The sequence below is a fragment of the Paraburkholderia sp. BR10882 genome, from assembly GCF_040948855.1.
GTDB classification, from domain to species: domain Bacteria; phylum Pseudomonadota; class Gammaproteobacteria; order Burkholderiales; family Burkholderiaceae; genus Paraburkholderia; species Paraburkholderia nodosa_A.
On the sequence record NZ_JBFPKP010000004.1, the window covers coordinates 26,217 to 48,754 of the forward strand.

The 22,538-nt window shown below is 66.1% G+C and carries 21 protein-coding genes; 11 read left to right on the forward strand and 10 right to left on the reverse strand.

What is annotated here, in order from left to right; all coding sequences use genetic code 11:
- The first annotated feature begins 167 nt into the window (after nt 1–167).
- From AB3X99_RS12365 to AB3X99_RS12385, 5 genes are all read left to right on the forward strand, one after another.
- Nucleotides 168–758 carry a DUF2760 domain-containing protein gene (locus AB3X99_RS12365; RefSeq protein WP_321926471.1) on the forward strand — a complete coding sequence of 197 codons (591 nt, stop codon included), beginning with the start codon at nt 168–170 and terminating at the stop codon, nt 756–758.
- Nucleotides 755–2,599 carry an Hsp70 family protein gene (locus tag AB3X99_RS12370; protein ID WP_368617066.1) on the forward strand — a complete coding sequence of 615 codons (1,845 nt, stop codon included), beginning with the start codon at nt 755–757 and terminating at the stop codon, nt 2,597–2,599. The genes AB3X99_RS12365 and AB3X99_RS12370 overlap by 4 nt, the downstream gene beginning before the upstream one ends.
- 5 nt (nt 2,600–2,604) lie before the next feature.
- Complete coding sequence (locus tag AB3X99_RS12375; RefSeq protein ID WP_368617067.1) at nt 2,605–5,400, forward strand: Hsp70 family protein; 2,796 nt, start codon at nt 2,605–2,607, stop codon at nt 5,398–5,400.
- A gap of 95 nt (nt 5,401–5,495) precedes the next feature.
- The gene (locus AB3X99_RS12380) at nt 5,496–6,206 is read left to right on the forward strand and encodes a YceH family protein (RefSeq protein WP_342947208.1); all 711 of its coding nucleotides are present in this window, start codon (nt 5,496–5,498) and stop codon (nt 6,204–6,206) included.
- Nucleotides 6,207–6,228: 22 nt separating this feature from the next.
- A complete protein-coding gene (locus tag AB3X99_RS12385; protein WP_368617068.1) occupies nt 6,229–6,495 on the forward strand; it encodes a hypothetical protein in 267 nt (88 codons plus the stop codon).
- Between the two features lie 4 nt (nt 6,496–6,499).
- On the opposite strand, the gene AB3X99_RS12390 is transcribed toward AB3X99_RS12385, so the two are convergent.
- From AB3X99_RS12390 to AB3X99_RS12400, 3 genes are all read right to left on the reverse strand, one after another.
- Nucleotides 6,500–7,354 carry an alpha/beta hydrolase gene (locus AB3X99_RS12390; protein WP_342947209.1) on the reverse strand — a complete coding sequence of 285 codons (855 nt, stop codon included), beginning with the start codon at nt 7,352–7,354 and terminating at the stop codon, nt 6,500–6,502.
- 246 nt (nt 7,355–7,600) lie between these two features.
- Complete coding sequence (locus AB3X99_RS12395) at nt 7,601–7,987, reverse strand: SgcJ/EcaC family oxidoreductase (RefSeq protein ID WP_069266759.1); 387 nt, start codon at nt 7,985–7,987, stop codon at nt 7,601–7,603.
- A 54-nt stretch (nt 7,988–8,041) separates the two neighbouring features.
- Complete coding sequence (locus AB3X99_RS12400) at nt 8,042–9,085, reverse strand: D-cysteine desulfhydrase family protein (protein WP_069266758.1); 1,044 nt, start codon at nt 9,083–9,085, stop codon at nt 8,042–8,044.
- Between the two features lie 219 nt (nt 9,086–9,304).
- Here AB3X99_RS12400 and AB3X99_RS12405 point away from each other — a divergent pair, with 219 nt between their 5' ends.
- The 6 genes from AB3X99_RS12405 to AB3X99_RS12430 all read left to right on the forward strand — a co-directional run bounded on the left by AB3X99_RS12405 (nt 9,305) and on the right by AB3X99_RS12430 (nt 15,636).
- On the forward strand, nt 9,305–9,514 hold the full coding sequence (locus AB3X99_RS12405; RefSeq protein WP_069266757.1) for a hypothetical protein: 210 nt from the start codon (nt 9,305–9,307) through the stop codon (nt 9,512–9,514).
- Between the two features lie 273 nt (nt 9,515–9,787).
- The gene (locus AB3X99_RS12410; protein ID WP_368617069.1) at nt 9,788–10,228 is read left to right on the forward strand and encodes a hemerythrin domain-containing protein; all 441 of its coding nucleotides are present in this window, start codon (nt 9,788–9,790) and stop codon (nt 10,226–10,228) included.
- A gap of 20 nt (nt 10,229–10,248) precedes the next feature.
- On the forward strand, nt 10,249–11,457 hold the full coding sequence (gene ubiM / locus AB3X99_RS12415) for a 5-demethoxyubiquinol-8 5-hydroxylase UbiM (RefSeq protein ID WP_368617333.1): 1,209 nt from the start codon (nt 10,249–10,251) through the stop codon (nt 11,455–11,457).
- Nucleotides 11,458–11,901: 444 nt separating this feature from the next.
- Nucleotides 11,902–13,296 (forward strand): spinster family MFS transporter, encoded by a 1,395-nt coding sequence (locus AB3X99_RS12420; RefSeq protein WP_368617070.1) that lies wholly within the window; start codon nt 11,902–11,904, stop codon nt 13,294–13,296.
- An 80-nt stretch (nt 13,297–13,376) separates the two neighbouring features.
- The gene (locus AB3X99_RS12425) at nt 13,377–14,519 is read left to right on the forward strand and encodes a porin (RefSeq protein WP_342947213.1); all 1,143 of its coding nucleotides are present in this window, start codon (nt 13,377–13,379) and stop codon (nt 14,517–14,519) included.
- 370 nt (nt 14,520–14,889) lie between these two features.
- Nucleotides 14,890–15,636, forward strand: a complete 747-nt coding sequence (locus AB3X99_RS12430) for a GntR family transcriptional regulator (protein WP_368617071.1) — start codon at nt 14,890–14,892, stop codon at nt 15,634–15,636.
- 76 nt (nt 15,637–15,712) lie between these two features.
- On the opposite strand, the gene AB3X99_RS12435 is transcribed toward AB3X99_RS12430, so the two are convergent.
- The 7 genes from AB3X99_RS12435 to AB3X99_RS12465 form a co-directional block, all read right to left on the reverse strand.
- On the reverse strand, nt 15,713–17,047 hold the full coding sequence (locus AB3X99_RS12435) for a 3-hydroxyacyl-CoA dehydrogenase NAD-binding domain-containing protein (RefSeq protein WP_368617072.1): 1,335 nt from the start codon (nt 17,045–17,047) through the stop codon (nt 15,713–15,715).
- Nucleotides 17,048–17,071: 24 nt separating this feature from the next.
- A complete protein-coding gene (locus AB3X99_RS12440; RefSeq protein ID WP_368617073.1) occupies nt 17,072–17,875 on the reverse strand; it encodes a crotonase/enoyl-CoA hydratase family protein in 804 nt (267 codons plus the stop codon).
- Nucleotides 17,876–17,906: 31 nt separating this feature from the next.
- Nucleotides 17,907–18,893 (reverse strand): 2Fe-2S iron-sulfur cluster-binding protein, encoded by a 987-nt coding sequence (locus AB3X99_RS12445; protein ID WP_368617074.1) that lies wholly within the window; start codon nt 18,891–18,893, stop codon nt 17,907–17,909.
- A 67-nt stretch (nt 18,894–18,960) separates the two neighbouring features.
- A complete protein-coding gene (locus AB3X99_RS12450; RefSeq protein WP_368617075.1) occupies nt 18,961–20,208 on the reverse strand; it encodes a Rieske 2Fe-2S domain-containing protein in 1,248 nt (415 codons plus the stop codon).
- Nucleotides 20,209–20,210: 2 nt separating this feature from the next.
- Nucleotides 20,211–21,215 (reverse strand): amidohydrolase family protein, encoded by a 1,005-nt coding sequence (locus AB3X99_RS12455; RefSeq protein ID WP_368617076.1) that lies wholly within the window; start codon nt 21,213–21,215, stop codon nt 20,211–20,213.
- A 69-nt stretch (nt 21,216–21,284) separates the two neighbouring features.
- Nucleotides 21,285–21,662: a RidA family protein gene (locus AB3X99_RS12460; RefSeq protein WP_069266747.1), complete on the reverse strand. Its 378-nt coding sequence runs from the start codon at nt 21,660–21,662 to the stop codon at nt 21,285–21,287.
- A 38-nt stretch (nt 21,663–21,700) separates the two neighbouring features.
- Nucleotides 21,701–22,444 carry a GntR family transcriptional regulator gene (locus AB3X99_RS12465; protein WP_256094894.1) on the reverse strand — a complete coding sequence of 248 codons (744 nt, stop codon included), beginning with the start codon at nt 22,442–22,444 and terminating at the stop codon, nt 21,701–21,703.
- Nucleotides 22,445–22,538 lie beyond the last annotated feature (94 nt).

Genomic DNA, 22,538 nt, shown 5'->3' on the forward strand with positions numbered 1-22,538 from the left:
ACCGGCTTACGCCCGCGACAAGGCAAAATACGGGTTTTGAGCCCGCGCCGGGCTCGAGTTTCCCCTGCCGGCCGCCTCCTTCCAAGGCATCGATCGGGCCTCGTTGCGAGCCCGGCAGGTCGGCTCGCCTTGTCTGCGAGCCCTCAAGCGATATTGGAGTCGTCTACATGCCCGAATCGAATCTGTCTTTCTTCGGCCGCCTTTCGGTCGCGCTGGGATCGTTCTTCGCGATCCTTGGCGATGGTGAGCTCGCCGCCAACGTGCGCCGTCTGCGCGAAGGCGGGTTCGCGCCCGCCGCCGCTGCGCCTGCGCCTGCCGCGGCTCCGGTCGCGAAGCCGGCCCCCGCGCCCGCACCTGCACCCACCGTCATCAAGGAAGCTACGCCCGACGCCGCGCTCCAGTTGCTCGGCCTGCTCCAGCGCAACGCACGCTTCGTCGATTTCGTCGAGGAAGACATTGCCGGTTATGCCGATGCGGATATCGGCGCCGCCGCCCGCATCGTCCACGAAGGCTGCCGCGCCACGCTGCGCGACCACTTTTCGATCCGCCCGGTGCGCAGCGAGTCCGAAGGCTCGCGAGTGACGCTGCCGGCCGGCTTCGACGCCGCCGCCGTGCGGCTCACCGGTAACGTGGTGGGGGAGGCGCCGTTCAGCGGCAGCCTCACGCATCGCGGCTGGCGCGTCGAGGAGGTCAAGCTGCCGCAACTCGTCAAGACGCATGACGCGCGCATCATCGCGCCGGCGGAGGTGGAGCTGTGAGCGATCCGCGTTATTCGATTGGCGTCGACCTGGGCACAACGCATTGCGCGCTGTCCTACGTCGACCTCAGCGCCAGCGATGGCGAAAAGACCCAGCAGGGCGTGCTGAACGTGACCCAGCTGACGGCGCCGGGCACGCTGGAATCGCCCGACCTGCTGCCTTCGTTTCTCTACTTGCCGCATGCGGGCGAGCTGACGCCGGGCGACCTCACGCTGCCGTGGACCACTACGCGCGAGTACGCCGTGGGCGAGCTCGCGCGCAGCCGTGGCGCGGGCACGCCGATCCGCCTCGTGTCGAGCGCGAAGAGCTGGTTGTGCCACCCCGGCGTGGATCGCCGCGCGGCCATTCTGCCCAACGACGCGCCGCCCGAAGTCACGCGCGTGTCGCCGCTCGAAAGCTCGGTGCGCTATCTCACGCACCTGCGCGAGGCCTGGGATCACGCACATCCGGAGGCGCCGTTCGGCGAGCAGGAGATCACTGTCACGATTCCCGCCTCGTTCGACCCTGCCGCGCGCGAGCTGACGGCCGAGGCGGCGCAAGCGGCGGGCTACGCCAACATGACGCTGCTGGAAGAGCCCCAGGCGGCGCTCTATAGCTGGATCCAGAAAAGCGGCGGCGCGTGGCGCAAGGAGGTGAAGGTCGGCGACATCATCCTCGTCGTGGACGTGGGCGGCGGCACGACCGACCTTTCGCTGATCGCCGTGGTCGAGCGCGAAGGCAATCTCGAACTGCACCGCGTGGCCGTGGGCGAGCACATTCTGCTCGGCGGCGACAACATGGACCTCGCACTCGCGCACGTCGTCGCGCGCAAGCTCGCGACCCAGGGCACGCAGGCCGATCCGTGGCAACTGCGCGCGCTGACCTATGCGTGCCGCTCGGCCAAGGAAACGCTGCTGAGCGACGCCTCCGTCGATACGGTACCGATCGTCGTGCCGAGCCGCGGTTCGAAGCTGATCGGCGGTTCGATCCGCACGGAACTCACGCGCACCGAACTCACGCAGATCATTCTCGAAGGCTTCTTCCCGCAGGTGGACGCCGCCGCGCGTCCCGCCGTGCGCACGCGCGTGGGTCTCACGCAGCTTGGCCTGCCGTATGCGCAGGACGCGGGCGTCACGCGCCATCTCGCGGCCTTCCTCGGCCGCCAGGTGCAGGCGCTCGCGGAACTCGACGGCTTTGGCGCGCCGCCCACAGGCGCGACCTTCCTGCATCCCACGGCGGTCCTGTTCAATGGCGGCGTGTTCAAGTCGGCGCTGCTCTCGCAACGCGTGCTCGATATCCTCAACGGCTGGCTCGCGGCCGAGGGGGCTGCCCCCGCGCGTCTGCTCGGCGGTGCCGATCTCGACCTCGCGGTGGCGCGCGGCGCGGCCTATTACGGCTACGTGAAGCGTGGCAAGGGCGTGCGCATTCGCGGCGGCACGGCGCGCGCGTACTACGTCGCCGTCGAATCGGCCATGCCGGCGGTGCCGGGGCTCGAGCCGCCGGTGTCGGCGCTCTGCGTCGCGCCGTTCGGCATGGAAGAGGGCACCGAGGCCGCGCTGCCGCCGCAGGAGTTCGGCCTCGTCGTGGGCGAGCCGGTGCACTTCCGTTTCTTCGGCTCGTCGGTGCGGCGCCTGGATCAGGTCGGTACGATGCTCGACTACTGGTCGCCCGAAGAATTGCAGGAGCTGGAGGAAATCCAGGCCACGCTGCCGACCGAAGGCCGCACGCCCGGCGAAGTCGTGCCCGTGAAGCTGCACGCGCGCGTGACGGAGGCGGGCACGCTGGAGCTCGAAGCCATGCCGAGCGGCACGAACGAGCGCTGGAAGGTCGAGTTCGACGTGCGTGGCGGAGCGGGCGACTGAGCACGATGAAGCAATACGTCGTCGGCATCGACCTGGGGACGAGCAATACCGTCGTGGCGTACGTGGAGGCGGGCGGCGACGCCATCCGCGTGTTCGACGTCGAGCAGCTCACCGGCCTCGGGGAAGTGGGCGCGGAAAAGATGCTGCCTTCCGCGCGCTATCACCCGGCGGCAGGCGAGCTTGCGGCAGGCGATCTGCGTTTGCCGTGGCGCGCACCGACGCCCGGCGACGACGCCGTCATCGGCCGCCTCGCGCGCACGCTCGGCGCGCAGGTGCCGGGCCGGCTCGTGGCGAGTGCGAAAAGCTGGCTCTCGCATGCAGCGGTGGATCGCCTCGCGCCGATCCTGCCGTGGGGCGCGCCCGACGACGTCGCCAAGGTTTCGCCGGTGACCGCGAGCGCGAGCTATCTCGCGCACGTGCGCGCCGCGTGGAACCATCGTTTCCCGCATGCGCCGCTCGAAGATCAGGACGTGGTGCTCACCGTGCCCGCCTCGTTCGACGACGGCGCGCGTGCGCTCACGCTCGAAGCGGCGCGCATGGCGCAATTGCCCGCGCTGCGTCTGCTCGAAGAACCGCAGGCCGCGTTCTACGACTGGCTGTATCACCATCGCGCGACGCTCGATGCGGAGCTGGGCGCGTCGCGCCTCGTGCTCGTGTGCGACGTGGGCGGCGGCACGACCGACCTCACACTCATCAAGGTGCAGTTCGACGCCGGCGAGCCGCAGCTCACACGCATTGGCGTGGGCAATCATCTGATGCTCGGCGGCGACAACATGGATCTCGCGCTCGCGCATCTGGCCGAAAGCCGGCTCGCGAACGCGCAAACGCGGTTGAGCGCGGCGAGCCTTTCGCAGCTTGTGGAACGCTGCCGCGTCGCGAAGGAGCAGTTGCTCGACACGAGCGCGCCCGAGTCCGTGCCGATCACGCTGCTCGGTGCCGGCGCGCGTCTCGTGGGCGGCGCGCGCACCACGCAGCTCGGCCGCGAGGAGGTCGCGCAGATCGTGGTGGACGGCTTCTTCCCCATGGGCACTGCCGGCGACCTGCCGCGCCGCTCGCGCGCGGCGATCGTCGAGTTCGGCTTGCCCTATGCCGCCGATCCCGGCATCACGCGTCATATCGCTGCGTTCTTGCAGCGCTTCGCGGCGCAGTCGCGCGAGGCGCTGGGTTTGTCTGGCGCTGCCGGTGAACCGGAAGCCGCGCTGCCCATGCCCGACGCGCTGCTGCTCAACGGCGGCGTGTTCCGCGCCCGCTCGCTTGCGCAGCGCCTGGCCGATACGCTCGGCACGTGGCGCGGCGAGCCACTCAACGTGCTGCAGAACGATCAGCCCGACGTGGCCGTTGCGCGCGGCGCGGTCGCCTATGCGCTTGCGAGGGCAGGCAACGCGCCTCGTATCGGCGGCGGCTCGCCGCGCAGTTACTTTCTCGTTCTCGATGAAGGCGCGGGAGCCGATGCCGCTCCGCGTGGCGTGTGCGTCCTGCCACGCGGCACGGAGGAAGGCCACGAGCTGCATCTGGACGACCGCACGTTCGCATTGCAACTGGGCCAGCCGGTGCAGTTCCACCTCGCATCGACGGTGGCCGACACCGCGTGGCAACCCGGCGAGCTGGCCGACCTCGCGGCAGCCGACTTCGTGCGCCTGCCGCCGCTCGCAACCGTGGTGCCCGCGGGCGGCAATGCGAAGACGGCGCGCGAGCGCCCCGTCAAGCTCACGACCGCGCTCACCGAAGTCGGCACCCTGGAGATGCACTGCATCGCCACCGACGACGCTTCGCAGCGCTGGCTGCTCGAATTTGCGCTGCGCCGCGCGGAGCACGAGGGCGGTGCAGGCGCGGCAAGCGGCGAGTCGCGCCATGCGGGCCTCGACGAAGCGATCGAGGCGATCGAGCGCGTGTTCGGCGCGCGTTCCGCCAAGGTCGACGCGAAGGAAGTGAAGCGCTTGCGCGCGCATCTCGAAGAGCGGCTCGGGCCGCGCCAGAACTGGGACGGACCGCTGTTGCGCGAGCTGTTCGGCGCGCTCTGGGAACGCGCGGGCAAGCGGCGGCGCTCCGCCGATCACGAGCGCCTGTGGCTCAATCTCGCCGGCTTCTGTCTGCGTCCGGGTTTCGGCTATCCGCTGGACGAATGGCGCGTCGAGCAACTCTGGTCGCTCTTCGACGACGGCATCCAGTTCGTGGGCGAAGGCCAGGTGTGGTCGGAGTGGTGGACGCTCTGGCGGCGCGCGGCGGGCGGCCTGAACGAGGCGCAGCAGGACGAGGTGCTGGCGGCGATGACGTACCTCGAAGAGGCGGCCGGCGCGAAGCGCCACAAGCTGCCCTTCGACGCCGCGAAGCTGGGCGTGCCGGACATGATCCGGCTCTATGCCTCGCTCGAGCAGATTGCGGCCGAGCGCAAGATCGAGATCGGCGAGCGGCTGTTGCAGCGGCTCCAGAAGCCTACCGAGAATCATCAGACGTGGTGGGCCGTGGGCCGCATCGGCGCGCGCCAGCCGTTCTACGGCAGCGCGCACGGCGTGGTGCCGCCGCCAACCGCAGCGCTTTGGCTCGATGCGATTCTCGCGCTCGACTGGAAGAAGATCGAACCGGCGATGTTCGCCGCCGCGCAAATCGCGCGCATGACGGGCGACCGTTCGCGCGACCTGCCCCCCGAGCTGCGCGAGACCGTGGTGCGTCGGATGGAGTCGGCGAACGCGCCGCCCACGTGGGTCACGATGGTGCGCGAAGTCGTCGCGCTCGATACGGCCGACACGGGCCGGGTGTTCGGCGAGGCGCTGCCGGCGGGGCTGAAGCTGATCGCGGGCTGAGCGCGGACTGAGCGATGCGTGACTTCTGCAGGAAGCCCGGCGCGCGTATGATCGAACGCCTGATTCCAACAGAAACACAGCGGACTGATCTGCCCATGAATTCTCCTGCCGATGCTTCCTCGCCGCGCGCATTGCGCGCGCTCTCGCCGATCGAGGCGCGTATCGTCGGCGTGCTGGTCGAAAAGCAGCACACGGTGCCCGACACCTATCCGCTCTCGCTCAACGCACTCACGCTCGGCTGCAACCAGAAGACCGCGCGCACGCCGGTTATGAACGTGAGCGAAGCCGAAGTGCTGGCCGCCATCGAAGACCTCAAGCTGTTGAGCCTGGTGTTCGAAGGCAGCAGCAGCCGCGTGCCGCGCTTCGAGCACAACCTGAACCGCGTGCTCGGCGTGCCGAGCCAGGCCGTTGCGCTCCTGACAGTACTGCTGCTGCGCGGCGCACAGACGGCCGCGGAATTGCGCCTGAACTCGTCGCGCCTGCACGGGTTCGCCGACGTCTCTTCGGTCGAAGGCTTCCTCGAAGAATTGGCCGAACGCGAGCCGCCGCTCGTCGTGAAGCTGCCGCGCGCGCCGGGCGAGCGCGAAAGCCGCTGGATGCATCTGATGTGCGGCGAGGTCAACACGGCAAATTTCGTCGCCGCGGGGACCATCGCTCCCGGGGCGCGCGAAGAAGCCGGCGAGAGCGTTTCGCTCGCGGACTTCGAAGCAGTACGCGCCGAACAGCAGCGTCTCGCCGATGAAGTCGCGCGCCTGCAAACGCTCGTCGCTCGCATGGCCGCCGAGCTGGGCATGTCGCTCGACTGAGCGCCTTCGCCTCCGTCGCGCCATGGACGCCGCCGCATCCTCCGCCCAGCGCCTGCGCCAGGTGCGCGACCTGCCATGCCCGCGCGGCTTGCCGCTCATCGGCAATCTGCATCAGCTGAATGCGCCCAAACTGCATCGCGTGCTCGAACAGTGGGCGGAGGAACCTTCGACGATCGAGGAAATCACGGCGTTCGCGAAGGTGCCGAACCGCATGCCGGTGCGGCTGGAATTGCGGCCAACGGTTGAGTCGCCTCGACCACAGGCGACCTATCAACCGGGCCGTGACTGAAGTCTCAACCCTGCGTGATGAAGGTATGGACGTGGGTGTTGAAGAGGTCGGGGTGCGTGCCGTTCATGCCGTGCGTGGCGCCCTTGATCGTGACGCGGCGCGCGAACTCGATCCACTCGTCCAGCGCTTCGACGTTGTTGCGGAACATGAGCGGGCTGCGCTGGCCGTCGATTAGCAGTGTGCGGCACTTGATCTCGCCCGCGGCGCGCGGCGCATACGGCGGCAGCGGGTCCTGCAACTGCTTGGGCAGTGTCGTGGCGTTGGCGATGGCCATCTGGCGAAACGCCGCCGAGCCTTTCTTCCACGCGCCCGGCACGCTCACGGAGTCGACGAACAACTCGAGCCCCGCTTCGACTTCGCCGGCATGGATGAGGTCGGCCGCGCGCGTGCGCAGTGCATTGGTGGCAGGGGGCAGCGCGGCGTCGTCGTCGTCCACGCGCGAGAGCGGGCCGCCCGGGTCGGCCAGCACCAGCGTGCGCACGAGGCGCGGATAGCGGCGCGCCAGATGCCACGCCACACAGCCGCCACGCGAATGTCCCACGAGGTGCACCGATTCGAGACCCAGCGCGGCGATGAAATCGGCCAACTCGGTGACGTGGCTCTCCCAGCCGAAATCGCCCTGGATACAGGCGTCGGCCGCGGGCCAGTAATGGCTCAGGCTCGGCGCGATGCAGCGAAAATGCTCGGACAGGCCGTTGAGCTGCGGCATCCAGTAGCGGTAATCGCAGAGCGATCCGTGGACGAACAGCAGCGGCTCGCCATCGCCGCGCTCCAGGAACGGCAGGGCAATGCCCGAGTGCAACGTCGCGTACGACAGGTCGGGCACAGCAAGTAGGGAGGGATCGATGCGTTGGTTCAAGGAGTGGCTCCGAGCGTATGAGCGTCACTTTGCCGCAACCGAACGATTAAGGGAAACTCAATAAACTGAAGGAATCGATAAGCTTTTCTGATTCGAAAAAGGGACGTAACGCTGCGAGGCCCGTCGCGCGGGGCAGTTCTCTTTCAGCGGTGAAAGCAAGCGGGTGCGCCCGCCCCGCCGGCGGCCTGGAGCGCGGCAGCAGGATCGTGGTTTGTAGCGGCGCCGACCGCGTTCGCGGCGGGGAATTTACGCCTTCGGCGCCACGAGATTGGCGTCACGCGCGAGCAGCCAGCGTCCGCTCGCGTCCTTGCGCACCAGCGTGAGCGTGTAGCCTGCACGGCGTATGGGCTGGGGCGCGCCCGGCGGCGTAATGGCGATGTCGATGCGATTGCGCAGAAAGGCCCAATCGCCCAGCACCTGCAGTTCCACGATCTCAGCCGTGCCCTCTATGCGCATGTCTTGCTGCGCTTGCGAGGCCGCCGCGAACTCGGCCTTGCCGAACGGCTCCTGGCCGGGCACCGTGAACACCACGTCGTCGGTCATCAGGCTCAGGACTTTGGCCGTGTCGCCGGCGCGGCTGGCCTCCATCCAGGTTTGCACCAGCTCTCGAATGGCACGTTCGTCATCGGTCATCGTGGACTCCCTCGTCGTTCAGTTCGACGATTCTAGAATGCGGCGCGCGACGCATCAGAATGCACTGCGATAAGCAAACAGGCCCGGCAAGCCGCCAGTCATGACGAAGAGGACGTTCTCGCCGCGTGCAAGGCGCCCCGATCGCGCGGCGTGCACGAGACCCGCGAACGCCTTGCCGCCGTACACGGGGTCGATCAGCAGGCCTTCTTTCGAAGCGACGAGACGCACGGCCTCGCGCATCGCGTCGGTTGGAATGCCGTAGCCTTCGCCGAGCTGGGCTTCGTCGATCACGATCGAGCGGCCCTCGATGCGCCGCGCCTGATCGATCAGCTCGAGCGTCTTGCCGGCCTTTTCGAACGTTGCGGCGTGGGCCTGCCCGGCCTTCGCCAGCACGGTGTACGCAAGCACGAGGCTCGGGTCGATGCCCAAGGCCGCGAAGCCGGCGGCGAGCCCTGCGTGCATGCCGCCGCTGCCGTTCGGCACGACGACGCGTGCGAAGCTCAAACCCTGTGCATGGGCCTGCGTCATGATTTCCGCGGCGCACGCCGCGTACCCCAGACATCCGACCGGGCTCGATCCGCCCAGCGGGCACACGTAGACCTTGCGGCCCTGGGCGCGCAGCTCGTCGGCGCGGGCCTGGGCGAACTCCAGTGCGTTGGCCGTGCCGGGCAGGTCGTGCACGCGTGCGCCGAGCAGGTCGTCGAGCAGGATGTTGCCGTTCTCCAGATACTCGAAATCCGCGCGCGGCACGGCCCGCGTGAGCACGAGTTCGCACTGCAGGCCCGCTTGCGCCGCCGCAGCCGCCGTCAAGCGCGCATGGTTCGACTGGCGCGCGCCCACAGTGATGATGGTGTCCGCGCCCGCAGCCAGCGCTTCGCCCATCAGGAACTCCAGCTTGCGCAGCTTGTTGCCGCCGCCGCCGAGGCCAGTCAGATCGTCCCGCTTGACATAGACATTGACGCCCCCCAGTTCGTGGCTTAGCCGCGGCAAGGGCTGGATCGGCGTGGGTCCTTCCAGCAGTGCGCGGCGAGCATGCCGCGAAAGATCGAGCTGATAGGGGGACGCGGCATGCGTCGTGGCATTCGTTACGGTAGTCATCGGGCTCTCGCTGTTTCGCACTCAGGAATGGGAGCGTGGCTGGCGGCATTTGCGTTTGCCAGGCGTCGAATAGTAACCGGGGTACTTCTCGAATAATGCGCAACGCCTCAGGGTTCTCACGTCCACGTAATTCCGTATTGCGTCGCAGCAAGGAGGTTTTTAGACTGATTCTTATCCAGGCAATCGTCGGAGACGATATTCCCACCACGGGAGGCTTCAATGAATATTTTTCAATCGCCGAGCCAACCATCGAGTCCGAAGCTGCACGTATTTGAACAGGAAGGCGGCTGGCACTGGGGTATCACCATAGAGCGTTCGGCAGGCGGCGGGTTCAAGGTCATCGCGTACAGCGAGAAGACTTTCCGCGCCGAAGACGAAGCGCAGTCCGACGGCGACCGCGCCCTCGTCAATCTCGCCGAACTGGTTTGAGCCGCGCGCCGCGCGGCTTCGTGTTTTTACGTCTGCGGCACCTTTCCTCGCATCCTTCCACGTTTGCGGCCCGCGCTCCCCGCGCTGCGCCGGAATCGATGTTTCTTTTCGTCTGATCGCTTTGCCTGCATGTGGGCGGGCCGCGTCCATCGGCCTCACCGACCGATCGTGCGACGTTTGCTAAAAATCAGCGCGCAATCTCATGCGCCCCGGTATCTTGAAAAATTGCCCGAGTGGGCTTTCGGACCGTTGCTGAGCGCAGTCACCCCCTTGATGAATTCACCCGCGCCGCGCACCTTGCCGACACTTGCGCCCGATCTGCAACTGGGCGAACCCATGACCGATACGATGCATGCCGAATTCGTCGCGCTGGTCGACGCGCTCGCGTGCGCGAGCGACGAAACCTGGCTCGGCGCGTTCGACGCGTGGGCGGCGCATACGAAGCAGCATTTCGCGCAGGAAGAGGCATGGATGGAGGAGATGAACTTTGGTCCGCGCCATTGCCATGGGAGCCAGCATCGGCACGTCCTGAACGTGGCCCGCGAGGTGCGCAGGCAAGTCGCCGACGAGGGACGCTTCGACAGCGGGCGGCAACTGGTGAGCGAACTACGCGAATGGTTCGCCTGGCACGTGAAGTCGATGGACGCGCTCATGGTCGAAGCCCTGCGCGAACGCGGCATCGCAACGGCCGATCAGGCCGATCAAACCGATTAACCCGTCTGAATCACATTCCAATCGTTCGGCTCATGCAAGCAGATATCGTAATCGTGGGCGCCGGGCCGGTAGGGCTGTGTCTCGCGCGCTCGCTCAGTGGTGTTGGCCTCAAGATCGTCATCGTCGAGCAGCAGTGCCTCGCCGACATCAGCGAGCCGCAGTTCGACGGACGCGAGATCGCGCTGACCCAGAAGTCGGTGCGCGCGATGCGCAGGTTCGGGCTTTGGGATCTCATCGACCCGCACGCGCGTGCGCCGCTTCGCAGCGCGAGGGTATTCAATGGTCCCTCGCCGGGGGCGCTCGAGATCGGGCACGACCTGAGCGGCCACACGGAACTGGGCTGGCTGGTCTCCAATCACCTGATTCGCCGGGCCGCCTACGAGGCGCTGCGGCAAAGCGCGCCGGAGCATGGCGACGTGACGCTGCTCGCGGCGCAAAAGGTCAGCGCTGTGAAAGCCGATGACGCTCTGGCGAACGTGACACTGGAGAGCGGTGAAACGCTCTCGGCGAAGTTGATCGTCGCGGCGGACAGCCGCTTCTCGCCTACGCGCAAGATGATGGGCATTGCTGCCAACATGCACGATTTCGGCAAGGCTATGCTGGTTTGCCGCATGACGCACGAAGCGCCTCACGAGCACGCCGCGTGGGAATGGTTCGGCTACGATCAGACGCTCGCGTTGCTGCCCATGAACGCGGAGCGCTCGACGAACGCGCATCAGTCGTCGGTCGTGCTCACGCTACCCATGGGACAGGTCAACGAGACCGCCGCGCTTGCGCCCGTCGCGTTCGCGCGGCATATCGAAGATCGCTTCATGCACAGGTTGGGCGCGATGAGGCTGGCGAGCACGCGGCATGTGTATCCGCTCGTGGCCGTTTATCCGGAGCGCTTCGTCGGCAGACGCTTCGCGGCCGTGGGCGACGCCGCGGTGGGCATGCATCCGGTGACCGCGCATGGATTCAATTTCGGTCTGCTCGGCGTGGAAACATTAGGTAACCGAATCATCGAGGCGCACAAAAGCGGCTTCGATATCTGGGCTCCCTCGGTTTTGCAGCGCTATGAAACCCAGCACCGCCGCGCGACGAAGCCGCTCTATCTCGCGACCCGGTTCATCACTGACGTCTATACGAACAACACCGCGCCCGCGAAACTGGCGCGCGAGTTCATGCTGCGCGCGGCTTCGAAACTGATGCCGTTCAGGAAGGCCATCGCGGCTTCTCTGACCGGCTGACTTCACGCCCCCTCGCGCCATCGACCGCAACGATGCGTTCGAGGGCGGGCACCGCGTTCGCCACACCACTCGTAGCACCTTTGGCGCCAAACATCAAACAGTAAATGGCGCCGGATTAGTGACAAGCTGTTCGATCATGTTCGTTGCGTGCGCAACAAATCGCTGATTGTCGCGTCTCACCCTCTCCATCCGTTAGCCGTTTGCCGACTCGCGCCCGTCTGCGCCTTGGTCAGCGCGCATTTGCGGGTTGCCAGGACTTATCCGGTCGCCGGGGACTGCATTGATTAGACGATTCGTCCTAGTGAAAACGAGGATGCCTTTGACGCGAGTTAGCCTTGCGCACCTAAAAATTATGCTACAGAATCCTCAAAAAATCCCACAGACGCTTTGTGGCATACAAACGGCGAGCCAAACATGACGTAAGGTTCACCTCGGAGACACCAAATGAAGGAACTGACGGCCCCGAACATCGGAGCGAGGTCCGAAACCGGCTGGTACCGCAGCTGGTTTCTGCTACTCCTCGTTCTGATCTACGCGTCGAGTTTTGTCGACCGGATCATCATCGCGGTCGTCGGCCAGTCGATGAAGATCGAGATGAACCTGAGCGACCTGCAACTCGGGCTGCTGAACGGGCTCGCGTTCTCGATCTTCTATTCGCTGTTGGGTCTGCCGATCGCGCGTCTCGCCGAGCGTTTCAACCGTGTCGTGCTGATCGCGCTTTCTATTGGTGCCTGGTCGGTCATGACGGCGCTGTGCGGCACTGCCGGCGCGTACTGGCAATTGCTGCTCTACCGACTTGGGGTGGGCATTGGCGAGGCCGGCAGCACACCCACCGCGCACTCGCTGATTTCCGACCAGTTTGGCCCGCGCCGCCGCGCGAGCGCGCTCTCCATCTATGCGTTCGGGCCGCCCATCGGCGTGCTTGCCGGCGCGCTAGGCGGCGGCTTGATGGTGCAGCACATGGGCTGGCGCCCGGTGTTCTTCGTGGTCGGCCTCCCGGGACTCATCTTCGGTCTGCTTGCCTGGATCACGCTGCGCGAACCGAAGCGCGGCGGGGCGGAGGAGGGCGGTGCGCACGCTGCGGCCCCCGTGCCGCCGCTGCGCGATGTGCTCGCCGTTCTGTTCAAGAGTCGCGCCTTCGTGCACATGCTGCTCGGCACCGTGATCGGCGGGTTCGCGCAGTACGGCGTCAACCTGTTCATCCCCGTCTATCTGAACCGCGTGTACGGCCTGAGCTTCGCGCAGGCCGGGCTGATCTTCGGTCTCATGATCGGTGTGGGCGGTTTGCTCGGCAACCCGCTGGGCGGCCTGCTCGCCGACTCGCTGGGCGTGAAGAATCGGCGCTGGTATGCCTGGGTGCCCGCGCTCGGCACGGCGATCGGCTTTCCGCTCGTGGCATTCGGCCTCACCCTCGGGCAATGGCCCGCCGCGGTGGCACTGATCTTCTGCGCCACGATCATGCTGAGCATGTGGAATGGCCCGACCTTCGCCGTCGTGCACGGCATCGTCGAACCGCGCATGCGCGCCACCGCGTCGGCCTGTGTGTTCCTGCTCATGAATCTGGTGGGTCAGGGTTTGGGTCCGACCACTGTAGGATTCCTGAGCGATCACCTTGCGGCACGCCTGTTCACGCAAGGCCAGTTCAAGCTGGTTTGCGCGGCTGGCGGCGCACACGGCCTGCATGGCGCAGTTGCCGCAGGTCAGGGAGTCTTCGCGTCGGCCTGTCACGATGCTTCGGCTCACGGCATTCGTTACGCGATGCTGGCGGTCAGCGTGGCGCTCGGATGGTCGGCTGTCCATTACTTCCTGGCCTCGCGCCACCTCTCTCGCAGCAAGTAGTTCGAAGCCGGCGCCAGCCGATGGGAATACACCAGCAATAAAAGCGGGTGCAAAAGCCCGCAATTTCAGGAGATCGTCAAGTGAAGAAGAAGGTTTTGGCGGGCGCGATAGCGGCCGTGATGGCGGGTGGCGCGCACGCGCAAAGCAGCGTGACGCTGTACGGGATTATCGACAATGGCCTCACCTATGTGAGCAACGCGGGCGGTCATTCGCTCTGGAAAATGGATGACGGCATCAACCAGGCGTCGCGCTGGGGCTTGAAAGGCGTGGAGGATCTGGGGGGCGGACTGAAGGCGATCTTCACGCTGGAGAACGGCTTTTCGCTGAACACCGGCGCCGCGGGCCACGGCGGCGCGTTGTTCGGCCGCCGCGCCTTCGTGGGACTGTCGAGCGACAGGTTCGGTACGCTGATCGCGGGCTACGATTACGACTTCATTTACGACTACATCTCCTATTACACGAACGTCGCGCAGTTCGCGCCTTCGTATGCGTTCCACGGCGCCTACGACATTGACCGCCTCGCGGGCGAGCCGGTGAGCAACATGGTGCGCTACGAAACGCCTAACTGGCATGGCTTCGGCGCGGGCGTGATGTACGGCTTCAGCAATATCGCAGGCGCTTTCGGCGGCACGCCGACCGGTAACCCGCGCGTGATTAGCGGCGGCATCAAGTACAGCCCGACCGGCACGTTCAACGCACCGTACTCGATGGCTGCCGTGATCACAAAGACGGACGGCGGCAACGCAACGCGCGGCGTCGGCACGATGGCGCAGGTTGCGCTCGACGCGGAGTCGATCTACACGGTTGCCGTTGGCGGCATGGTGAACCTGAACGATGCGTGGTCGGTCAATGGGTTGTACACGTACACGAATGCGTCGAAGAGCCCGCGTGGTGTCGTCACGGTGAACGCCTACGAGGTCGGCACGAGCTACAGGATCTCGCCGATGCTCACGGTGGGCGGCGGGTTCACTTATGTAGACCAGCACCGCCTTGGCAAGTACGACCTCTACAGCGCCGGCGTGGACTATCACCTTTCGAAACGCACCGACGTCTACATGTTCGGCGTATTCCAGCATGCGTTCGCAGGGCAGAAGTTCGCGGACAGCTTCCTCGTTTCGACGCCGTACTCGGTTCCGGGAGCTGGCGGCTCGCTGTACGGTAACCTCGCATCGACCACGGCCAACCAGCTGGCTATGCAGATCGGTATTCGACACACTTTCTAATCGTTTCGCGACGCGCCGGTAGCTGGATTGAGTTTCTGGGTGCCGGCGCTTTTTTAAGGAATCCTACTCGACAGGTCGGCCGGTTCAAACCGTTTGTCTACATGCCCGCCAGGACCTCATGGACCTGGCGGGCATTCGCGCGCGAAGCCCTGGGGGCGCCAAGCCGGGGTAAGGAGAATGCCACTCTCTTGCGCGGGTTGAGTTGCTGTCCGCGCGCACGGATGCCCGCCGGCGACTCGATCATTCCCTTTTCATTGGGGTAACACACAGTTGGGCGTTTGGTATACCTGACGGTATCATATGGATTTTAAACGCCATCGGCAGTTGCAAGCCGCCGATATGGCCCTTCGAACCCACTGTCAGCCATTCAATGAGTCTGCCACCCAAACTGAGCCGGTCCGCCGAAATCAAGGCGCTCCTGGAATCGGAAATCGAGCGAGGCGAACTCGTGCCGGGCGCCGCGCTCGACGAGCGCGCGCTCGCCGCGCGCTTCAATGTGTCGCGCACGCCCATTCGCGAGGCGCTGCAGCAGCTTGCCGCGCAGCAGTATGTGCAGATCGTGCCGCGCCAGGGCGTGTTCGTGACAAAGATGACGGTCCCGCAGCTGCGGAACATGCTTGAACTGCTGCACGAGCTGGAAGCCGTTTCGGCGCGCCTGGCCGCCCGCCGCATGAACGACGAGCAGCGCGTGGAACTGCAGCGCACGATCGACGAAGGCGTGGAAGCGCTGAACCAGAGCGACGCCCGCCGTTTTGCGCGCAGCAATGCCGAATTCCATGAGGTGATCTGTCAGGCCTGCCACAACGACTACCTGGCCGAGCAGATCCGGGCGATCCGACGCCTGATTTCACGCTATCGCCCCAAGCTGTTTCTGGCGCCGAGCCGCCGGGAGAAGGTGATCGCCGACCACCAGCGCCTCGCGCAAGCGCTGCTTTCGGGCGACGAGGCGACCGCCGAGGAAGTCATGGCGCAGCATTCGCCGGGCGGCGACGCGGGCTTCTCGGAGTTCCTCGCCACCTTGCCGGCCGAGTTCTTCAACGACGCGCCGATGAGCCACGCGCGCGAAACGGCTTCGGCCGAGGCCGGGTCGCTCGACGCCGAGCAGGGCGAAGAGTGAAAGCGTCGCCCGTTCGGCCGGGCGCCGTAACGGCCGCCGTGCGCGTACGCGCGGCGGCTGCGGGACCGCGGTTGCGTCACAGATCGCCGAAGCGGCCGTTCTCCGCCGCGAGCTTTTCCAGGAGCGGTGCGGGCTTCCACCAGTAGCCATACTCCTCATGGAGCCGCTGGATGTCGCGATAGACGTTCGCCAGGCCGATCTGGTCTGCGTAGTACATCGGGCCGCCGCGGTGCGCGGGAAAGCCGTAGCCCGTCACGTAAACTACGTCGATGTCGCTCGCACGCAGCGCGATACCCTGTTCCAGCAGCCTCGCGCCTTCGTTGATCATGCCGTACACGCAGCGCTTGACGACTTCCCCGGCGGATATCGGGCGGCGGGTAATGCCCATGCGTTCCGATTCTTCTACGATGAAGCGCTCCAGTTCTTCGTCGCGCTGCGGCTCGCGGCTGCCCGCCTCGTAGCGATACCAGCCCTTGCCGCTTTTCTGGCCGAGCCGGCCCATTTCCACGAGCTTCATGATGAGATCGTTCCAGCGGCGGTCGGTGGGACGTGTCGCCATCTGCGCCTTGCGCGTCTGGTAGCCCACGTCGTTGCCGGCCATGTCGTGCACGGCGAAGATGCCCATCGCGTAGCCGAACGCCTTGAGCGCCGCATCCACTTCGTGTGGCAGCGCGCCGTCTTCGACAAGAAAGTGCGCTTCGCGGTTGTAGTTGCGAAAGAGCGCATTGCCGATAAAGCCCGGATAGATGCGCGAGAGCACCGACACTTTGCCCATGCGGCGGCCCAGATCCATGAGCGTGGCGATCACGTCGTCGGCGGTTTGCGCGGCGCGCACGACTTCGAGCAGGCGCATGACGTGCGCGGGGCTGAAGAAGTGCGCGCCCACCACGTCGGCGGGGCGCTTGGTAACGGCGGCGATCTCGTCGATGTCGAGGCCCGAGGTGTTGGTGGCGAGGACGGCGCCCGGCTTCGCGTGCACGTCCAGCTCGCGGAAGATGCCCTGCTTGAGCGCGAGGTCTTCGAATACGGCCTCGATCACGATGTCGGCGTTCTTCACGTCGGCGATCGAGAGGGAGCCCGTGATGCGCGCGAGACGCTCGTCGCGCACGGCGGCGTCGAGCTTGCCGCGCTTCACGCTGTTTTCGTAGTTGTCGCGAATGCGGGCGAGGCCGCGCGCGAGGCTTTCCTCGTTCGCGTCGATCAGCGTCACGGGGATGCCCGCGGCGGCCAGCGCCATCGCAATGCCACCACCCATCGTGCCTGCGCCGATCACGGCGGCCTGCGCGACCGGGCGCGGCGCAGCGTCGCCGACCGGGATTTGCGCGGCTGTCTTCTCGGCAGCCTTCACGTGCGCGAGCGCCGCTTCGCGCGCGATCGCTTCCTGCGGATTCAGTTCGTTTGATGCATTCATGATTCGTTGCGCCTCACGCTGTCGTTATGCCGTGGTCTTGCGGGTGTCGGGGCGCTCGAGCGGCTTCGCCTTGCCATCCACGAACGCCTGCAGGCGCTTCGCGGTTTCGGGGGAGCGCGCCATATTCGAGCTCATGTATTCAAGGAAGAGGCCGTCCTCGTGCGAAAGATCGTTCACGCGCGGCAGCAGGTTGGTGATGCGCCAGTTCGTATCGGGCGCGTTCTGGGCGATTTTCGCGGCCAGCTCCTTCGCCTTGGCGAGCGCTTCGCCCGGCGGCGTGAGATACGTGATGACGTGCTCGAGTAAGCCTTCTTCGGCCGAGAGCAGGCGCCCCGTGAGCATGAGGTCGGCCATGACCGTGTAGCCGATCACGCGCTGAATGCGCACCGTGCCGCCGCCGCCCACGAAGATGCCGCGCTGGCCTTCGGGCAGGCCGAAGAACGCTGTCGAGTCGCCCACGCGCACGTGGGCCGCCGTCGCGAGCTCGAGGCCGCCACCCACCACGGCGCCGTGCAGCGCCGCGACGAAAGGAATCGGTCCGCGCGCAATGATGTCGAACACTTCGTGCCATGAGTGGCGGCGGCGCTTGCGCGGGGCCGCGGTCTCACCGGTTGCGCGCGCAAGCGCTTCGCGCAGGTCAAGACCCGCGCTGAAATTGCCGCCGTGCCCGAACAGCACGCCAACGTCGGCTTCTTCGCCCGCGCGCATGACGGCGGCGCGCAGTTGGGCGATCACGTCTTCGTTGATCGCGTTGCGCTTGTCAGGGCGGTTCAGGCCGATCAGGGCGACCGGGCCGTCGAGTTCATAAGTAACCAGGATTTTGCTCATTCTGGATTCCGCTTGAATTGCGTGGAAAGTGTTAGAGGTCGAGCACGAGGCGGCCGCTCTTGCAACGCGACACGCAAACCTGCATGACCTTGCCGCTGGCCTTGTCCGCCTCGGAGAGATAGACGTCGCGATGCTCGATCTCGCCGCTGCTCACTTTGGTCGTGCACAGTCCGCAGTAGCCGGCGCGGCAGTCATACATCACGTCGGCGCCGTTTTCGATCAGCGTATCGAGCAGAGAGTTGTCGGCGGGCACCGTGAAGCATTTGCCCGATGACTTCAGTTCGACTTCGAATGCGGCGTCGCCTTCGTGCGCCACGGCCTCGGCAAACAGCTCGTAGTGCAGATCACATTCATGCCAGCCGCGCTGGCGCGCCGCTGAAAGCACCGCTTCGATCATGCCCGCCGGTCCGCACACGTAGATCGGCTGGTTCACCTGAGCGCCGTCGAGCAACGCGTCGACCGAGAGGCGCGTAGCCGGATCGTCGTCGGCGTGCAGCACGAGCCTTTTGCCCGCGAGCGCGCGGAGTTCATCGACGAAGGGCAGCGCCTCGAGCGTGCGGCCGCTGAAATGCAGCTCGAATTCGCGTTGCTGTGCGGCGAGGGCGCTGGCCATCGAGACGATCGGCGTGATGCCGATGCCGCCCGCGACGAGCAGCACGCGCGGCGGCGCGGCGAGCCGGAAGTGGTTGACCGGCGCGCGCACGTTGAGCGTGGCGCCCACTTCCAGCGCATGCATGTGGCGCGAGCCGCCGCGGCCTTCGTCCTCGCGGCGGATGCCGAGCCGGTAGGCCGGAACGCCACCGCGAGGATCGACGGACGGATCGAGATGGATCAGCGAATACGAACGCCACTGCGGTACGCCGCCCGTCGGGGACGGGATCTCGACCTGAAGGTGCGCGCCAGGCTCGAAGCCGGGCAGCAACGCGCCGTCGGCCGCTTCGAGCGTATACGACTTGATGAGCGAAGTCGGGGTGTCGATCGCCGCGACGCGCAGCGTGAGCAGCAGGGGAGCAAGCATCGAAGTCATTCCGGAGATACGGTGTTATGCGGGTGTAATTCGGTCGCGTACGTAGGATTGCATACGATTACGTGGCATCGGTCAACGAACGCCAGTCCGAACCGACCGGCAGCACGCCGCCGATCGAGATCGCGCGCGAGTAGTCGAGTTCGGGGTTGTCGGCGAGCGTGGGCGTCTTGCCGGCCATGAACTCGCGTGCCGACTTGAGCAGCAGCCCGCGCACGCGCAGCACGGCGCCGTCGGCGGAGCAGAGTTGCTCGGTGGTGCGGTCCGCAATCGGGCCCTGGCCGAGGAACATCGCGAAGTCTTCGGTCCCCAGGTGCTGGTGAAAGCCGGTGGCGTGGCCGCGCTTCATGAGGTCGCGGTTCTGACCGAAGCCGGTTTCGCGCGTTCCCGGCGGCAGCGGCGGGAAGTTCCACACATCCGGCGTAGCCGACATCACCGTCATGCCGAGCTTGCGCGTAGGGTTGAAGTGCACGAACCAGGCGCGGTGCGTGACGTCATCCACGGGCGTGGAGAAGAACACCGTGCTCGGCCCGTTCGAGTCCGGCGCGCAGATGATGCCGTACCACGGCATCACGAAATTGTTGACGCGTGCATAGACCTTTTCGTCGGGCAAATCGCGTAGCGCGGCGTAGCGATAGCCGTATGGCCGGTCCTCGAACTCGAGACGCGGCGCGAGCGCTTTCGTCATGTGCATGCGTTCGTTGCCGCCACCAGCCGTGATCTGCGTGGTCGATTCGTGCAGCACGCCCACGTGCGACGAATCCATCGACGCCTCGACGCCCTGCACCCAGTTGGTCGGCACTTCGACGCAGGTGACCGAGCGCTGCCCGGCGGGCAGCTGAGTGAACGGCAGGTCGGGGAAGCGCGGCGGCCCGGCGTTCTCGCCGCCCTTGCCGAGCCATATCCAGACGATGCCGCCGCGCTCCTCCACGCCGTACTGACTCGTCTTCACGCGCTTGCAGAACTGCGCCTGGTCGCCGACCTGGTTCGGCGCTTCGACCACCTGGCCTTCCACGTTCACCTTCCAGCCGTGGAAAATGCAGCGCAAGCCGTTATTCTCGTTGCGCGCCATCATCATCGAGGTCTTGCGGTGCGGGCAAAGCTCGTCGATCACGCCGGCCTTGCCGTCGGTGCCGCGAAACGCCACGTAGTTCGAGCCAAGCAGGCGAACCAGCACGGGCGCGCCATCCGCTTCGAGCTTCGCCGACGGCACGGCAGGGATCCAGTAATGCTGGCGGATCATCTCGCCCATCGGCGCGCCGTTTTCGACGCGCGTGAGCAGATCGTTTTCTTCAGCGGTCATGGCCATGTTCAGGCCTCCTGATAGTGGCGGAACGCACGCGGATAGACGCGCTGGCAATTGCACTCGAACACGTTCCTGCGTTGTTCCTCGGTGAGCCACTCGATGCTTTCGATCACCGGCTTCATGTCGTCGTAGTCGCAGCCCGAGATCGGGTCGCGCGCGCTGCCCGTGCCCGGCTTTTCGGTTCCGAACAGCACGTTGTCGGTGCCGGCCACCTTGAGCAGCAGCTCGATCGAATCTTTCGAGTAGTTGCAGGTGTCGAAGTAGAGCTTGCGCAGTTGTTCGTCGAAAGTCTGTGGATGATTGCGGCGCACGGCCCACGAACGGAAGCGGCCCATCTGGTAGGGAATCGCGCCGCCGCCGTGGCCCACCACGATCTTCAGGTTCGGGAACTTCTGGAACACGTCCGATTCGAGCAGCGAAATGACCGCGATGTTTTCTTCGTTGATGAACTTCAGCGTGTACGACTCGCGCGGGCTGCAACTGCCGGCCGAGTGGATCAGTGCGGGCACGTCGAGCGCCGTCATCGTTTCATAGAGCGGATACCAGAACGGATCGCCGAGGCCGGCCGGCGCGGGGCCCTCGCCTTCGGTCGGATCGGGGTTCAGCAGCGTGCCGACGAAGCCCAGTTCATTCACGCAGCGCTTCAGTTCGGCCACGCATTTTTCGGCGGGCGATTCGTTCATGAACTGCGGCAGGCCGGCCACGCCACGGAAGCGGTCCGGGAACATGTCGACGAAGCGCTTGATCAGGTCGTTGCAGTGACGCGTCCACAGCTCGGTCACGCGCGCCGGCTTCACCGAATGCATTTGCAGGTAGGGGCGCGGCGAGATGAACTGAACGTCGGTGCCGACGGCGTCCATGCTGCGCACGAGTTCCTCGGCCTGCTTGCGCACCGCTTCATCCGGGATGTTCGGGTTGGTCGACGGGTTGGCGCGGCCGCCAACGAGCTCCGCCATGTAGCGGAAGCTTTGCGGTGGCATGACGACGTGGGCGTGGGAGTCGATGATCACGTTGGAACCTTTTTCAATAAATGGAGGGATGCGCTGCGTTGCTTGACGTTGGTGGTGGAGGCCGCGCGTTCAGGGCGCGACGGCCATTGCTTCGAGCTGAAGAGCCATGCCGTGCTGCAGGTCGTGCACGACGATATGGCGTGCGGGCCGCTGCGCCGGGTCGGGCCAGAAGGCGAGCCAGTGCGCGTTGATGTGTTCGCGCACGCTATCGTCTTTCACATAGACGGTGAGTTTCACGACGTCCGCGAGCGTCGCACCGCCTGCGTCGAGAAAGCGCTCGAGGTTGTCGAACGCGAGGCGGGCCTGGTCGGCGGGGCCGGCGGCGAGCTTGCCGGTGGCCGGGTCCTTGCCGGCGATCGCCGACGAGCACAGCACGTTGGCCACGCGGGCGCCCACCGGAATCGGGGCGTTATGCGAGAGGCCTGGGACGTCGATGGAGCGGGGCATGGTGTCTCCGTATGGATTATTCAGGATGACTGGATATCTCAGTCGGTGCCGAAGTCGAAGAAGTGGCGTGGCACGGCGGCGAGGAATTCGGAAAAGCCGGTCGTGCCCGCGGGAACGTGACGCCGCATCACCTCGGCGGCTTTCGCTTCGTCGCCGGCCTGGATGGCGCGCGCGATCTCGAAGTGCTCCTGGAGCGAGCGGCTGATCTGGCTGCGGTTGCGCAGGTCGGCCACGCGGTAGCGCGCCGACTGGCGGCGCGCGGCGCGAATCTGGTCGGCGAGGCACTCGTTGCGGCTGCCTTCGTAGATCGTGTCGTGAAAAAGCGCATTGGCGCGTGCGTACTCGCCGGCGTCGCCTTCCACTGCGGCCTGCTGGCACGCCATCAGCGCGCGGTCGAGCGCCTCGCGCAGGGTGTCGCTCGCGCGCCTTGCGCAAAAGCGTGCGCACAGCGCCTCCAGTTCCCCGATGTACTCCAGCATCGAGCGCACCTTGGCGATCGACAGCCGCGCCACGGTCATGCCCTGGCGCGGCGAGATCACCACGAGCTCGCGCGCCGCGAGATGCTGAAGCGCTTCGCGCACCGGCGTGCGCGACACGTTGAAGCGCGCAGCGAGCGCACGCTCGTCGATCGGCATGCCCGGCGCGAGCTGGCCAGTTTCGATCTCGGCCTGAAGCGTCTCGCGAATGTCGTTCGCGAGACTCGCTCGCATACGGGGCGCGGCTGCCGGATGGGCGGGCGCTGCGCCGTCGCGTTCGGCGGTCAGGTCGGCTACAGGTTTCATGGAAAGGACGGTCGTTGGGGTTCGGATGGCTTAAATATACCAACATGATGTTGTGGCATTCAAGGCGGCGTTTTTCTTATACGGTCGCGCCGTT

Bases quoted from the DNA above. Each gene is read 5' to 3' on its own strand.
- AB3X99_RS12365 (WP_321926471.1), top strand. From the start codon at position 168: ATGCCCGAATCGAATCTGTCTTTCTTCGGCCGCCTTTCGGTCGCGCTG.
- AB3X99_RS12375 (WP_368617067.1), top strand. From the start codon at position 2,605: ATGAAGCAATACGTCGTCGGCATCGACCTGGGGACGAGCAATACCGTC.
- AB3X99_RS12380 (WP_342947208.1), top strand. From the start codon at position 5,496: ATGAATTCTCCTGCCGATGCTTCCTCGCCGCGCGCATTGCGCGCGCTC.
- AB3X99_RS12385 (WP_368617068.1), top strand. From the start codon at position 6,229: ATGGACGCCGCCGCATCCTCCGCCCAGCGCCTGCGCCAGGTGCGCGAC.
- AB3X99_RS12395 (WP_069266759.1), bottom strand. From the start codon at position 7,987: ATGACCGATGACGAACGTGCCATTCGAGAGCTGGTGCAAACCTGGATG.
- AB3X99_RS12400 (WP_069266758.1), bottom strand. From the start codon at position 9,085: ATGACTACCGTAACGAATGCCACGACGCATGCCGCGTCCCCCTATCAG.
- AB3X99_RS12405 (WP_069266757.1), top strand. From the start codon at position 9,305: ATGAATATTTTTCAATCGCCGAGCCAACCATCGAGTCCGAAGCTGCAC.
- AB3X99_RS12410 (WP_368617069.1), top strand. From the start codon at position 9,788: ATGAATTCACCCGCGCCGCGCACCTTGCCGACACTTGCGCCCGATCTG.
- AB3X99_RS12420 (WP_368617070.1), top strand. From the start codon at position 11,902: ATGAAGGAACTGACGGCCCCGAACATCGGAGCGAGGTCCGAAACCGGC.
- AB3X99_RS12430 (WP_368617071.1), top strand. From the start codon at position 14,890: ATGAGTCTGCCACCCAAACTGAGCCGGTCCGCCGAAATCAAGGCGCTC.
- AB3X99_RS12435 (WP_368617072.1), bottom strand. From the start codon at position 17,047: ATGAATGCATCAAACGAACTGAATCCGCAGGAAGCGATCGCGCGCGAA.
- AB3X99_RS12440 (WP_368617073.1), bottom strand. From the start codon at position 17,875: ATGAGCAAAATCCTGGTTACTTATGAACTCGACGGCCCGGTCGCCCTG.
- AB3X99_RS12445 (WP_368617074.1), bottom strand. From the start codon at position 18,893: ATGCTTGCTCCCCTGCTGCTCACGCTGCGCGTCGCGGCGATCGACACC.
- AB3X99_RS12450 (WP_368617075.1), bottom strand. From the start codon at position 20,208: ATGGCCATGACCGCTGAAGAAAACGATCTGCTCACGCGCGTCGAAAAC.
- AB3X99_RS12460 (WP_069266747.1), bottom strand. From the start codon at position 21,662: ATGCCCCGCTCCATCGACGTCCCAGGCCTCTCGCATAACGCCCCGATT.
- AB3X99_RS12465 (WP_256094894.1), bottom strand. From the start codon at position 22,444: ATGAAACCTGTAGCCGACCTGACCGCCGAACGCGACGGCGCAGCGCCC.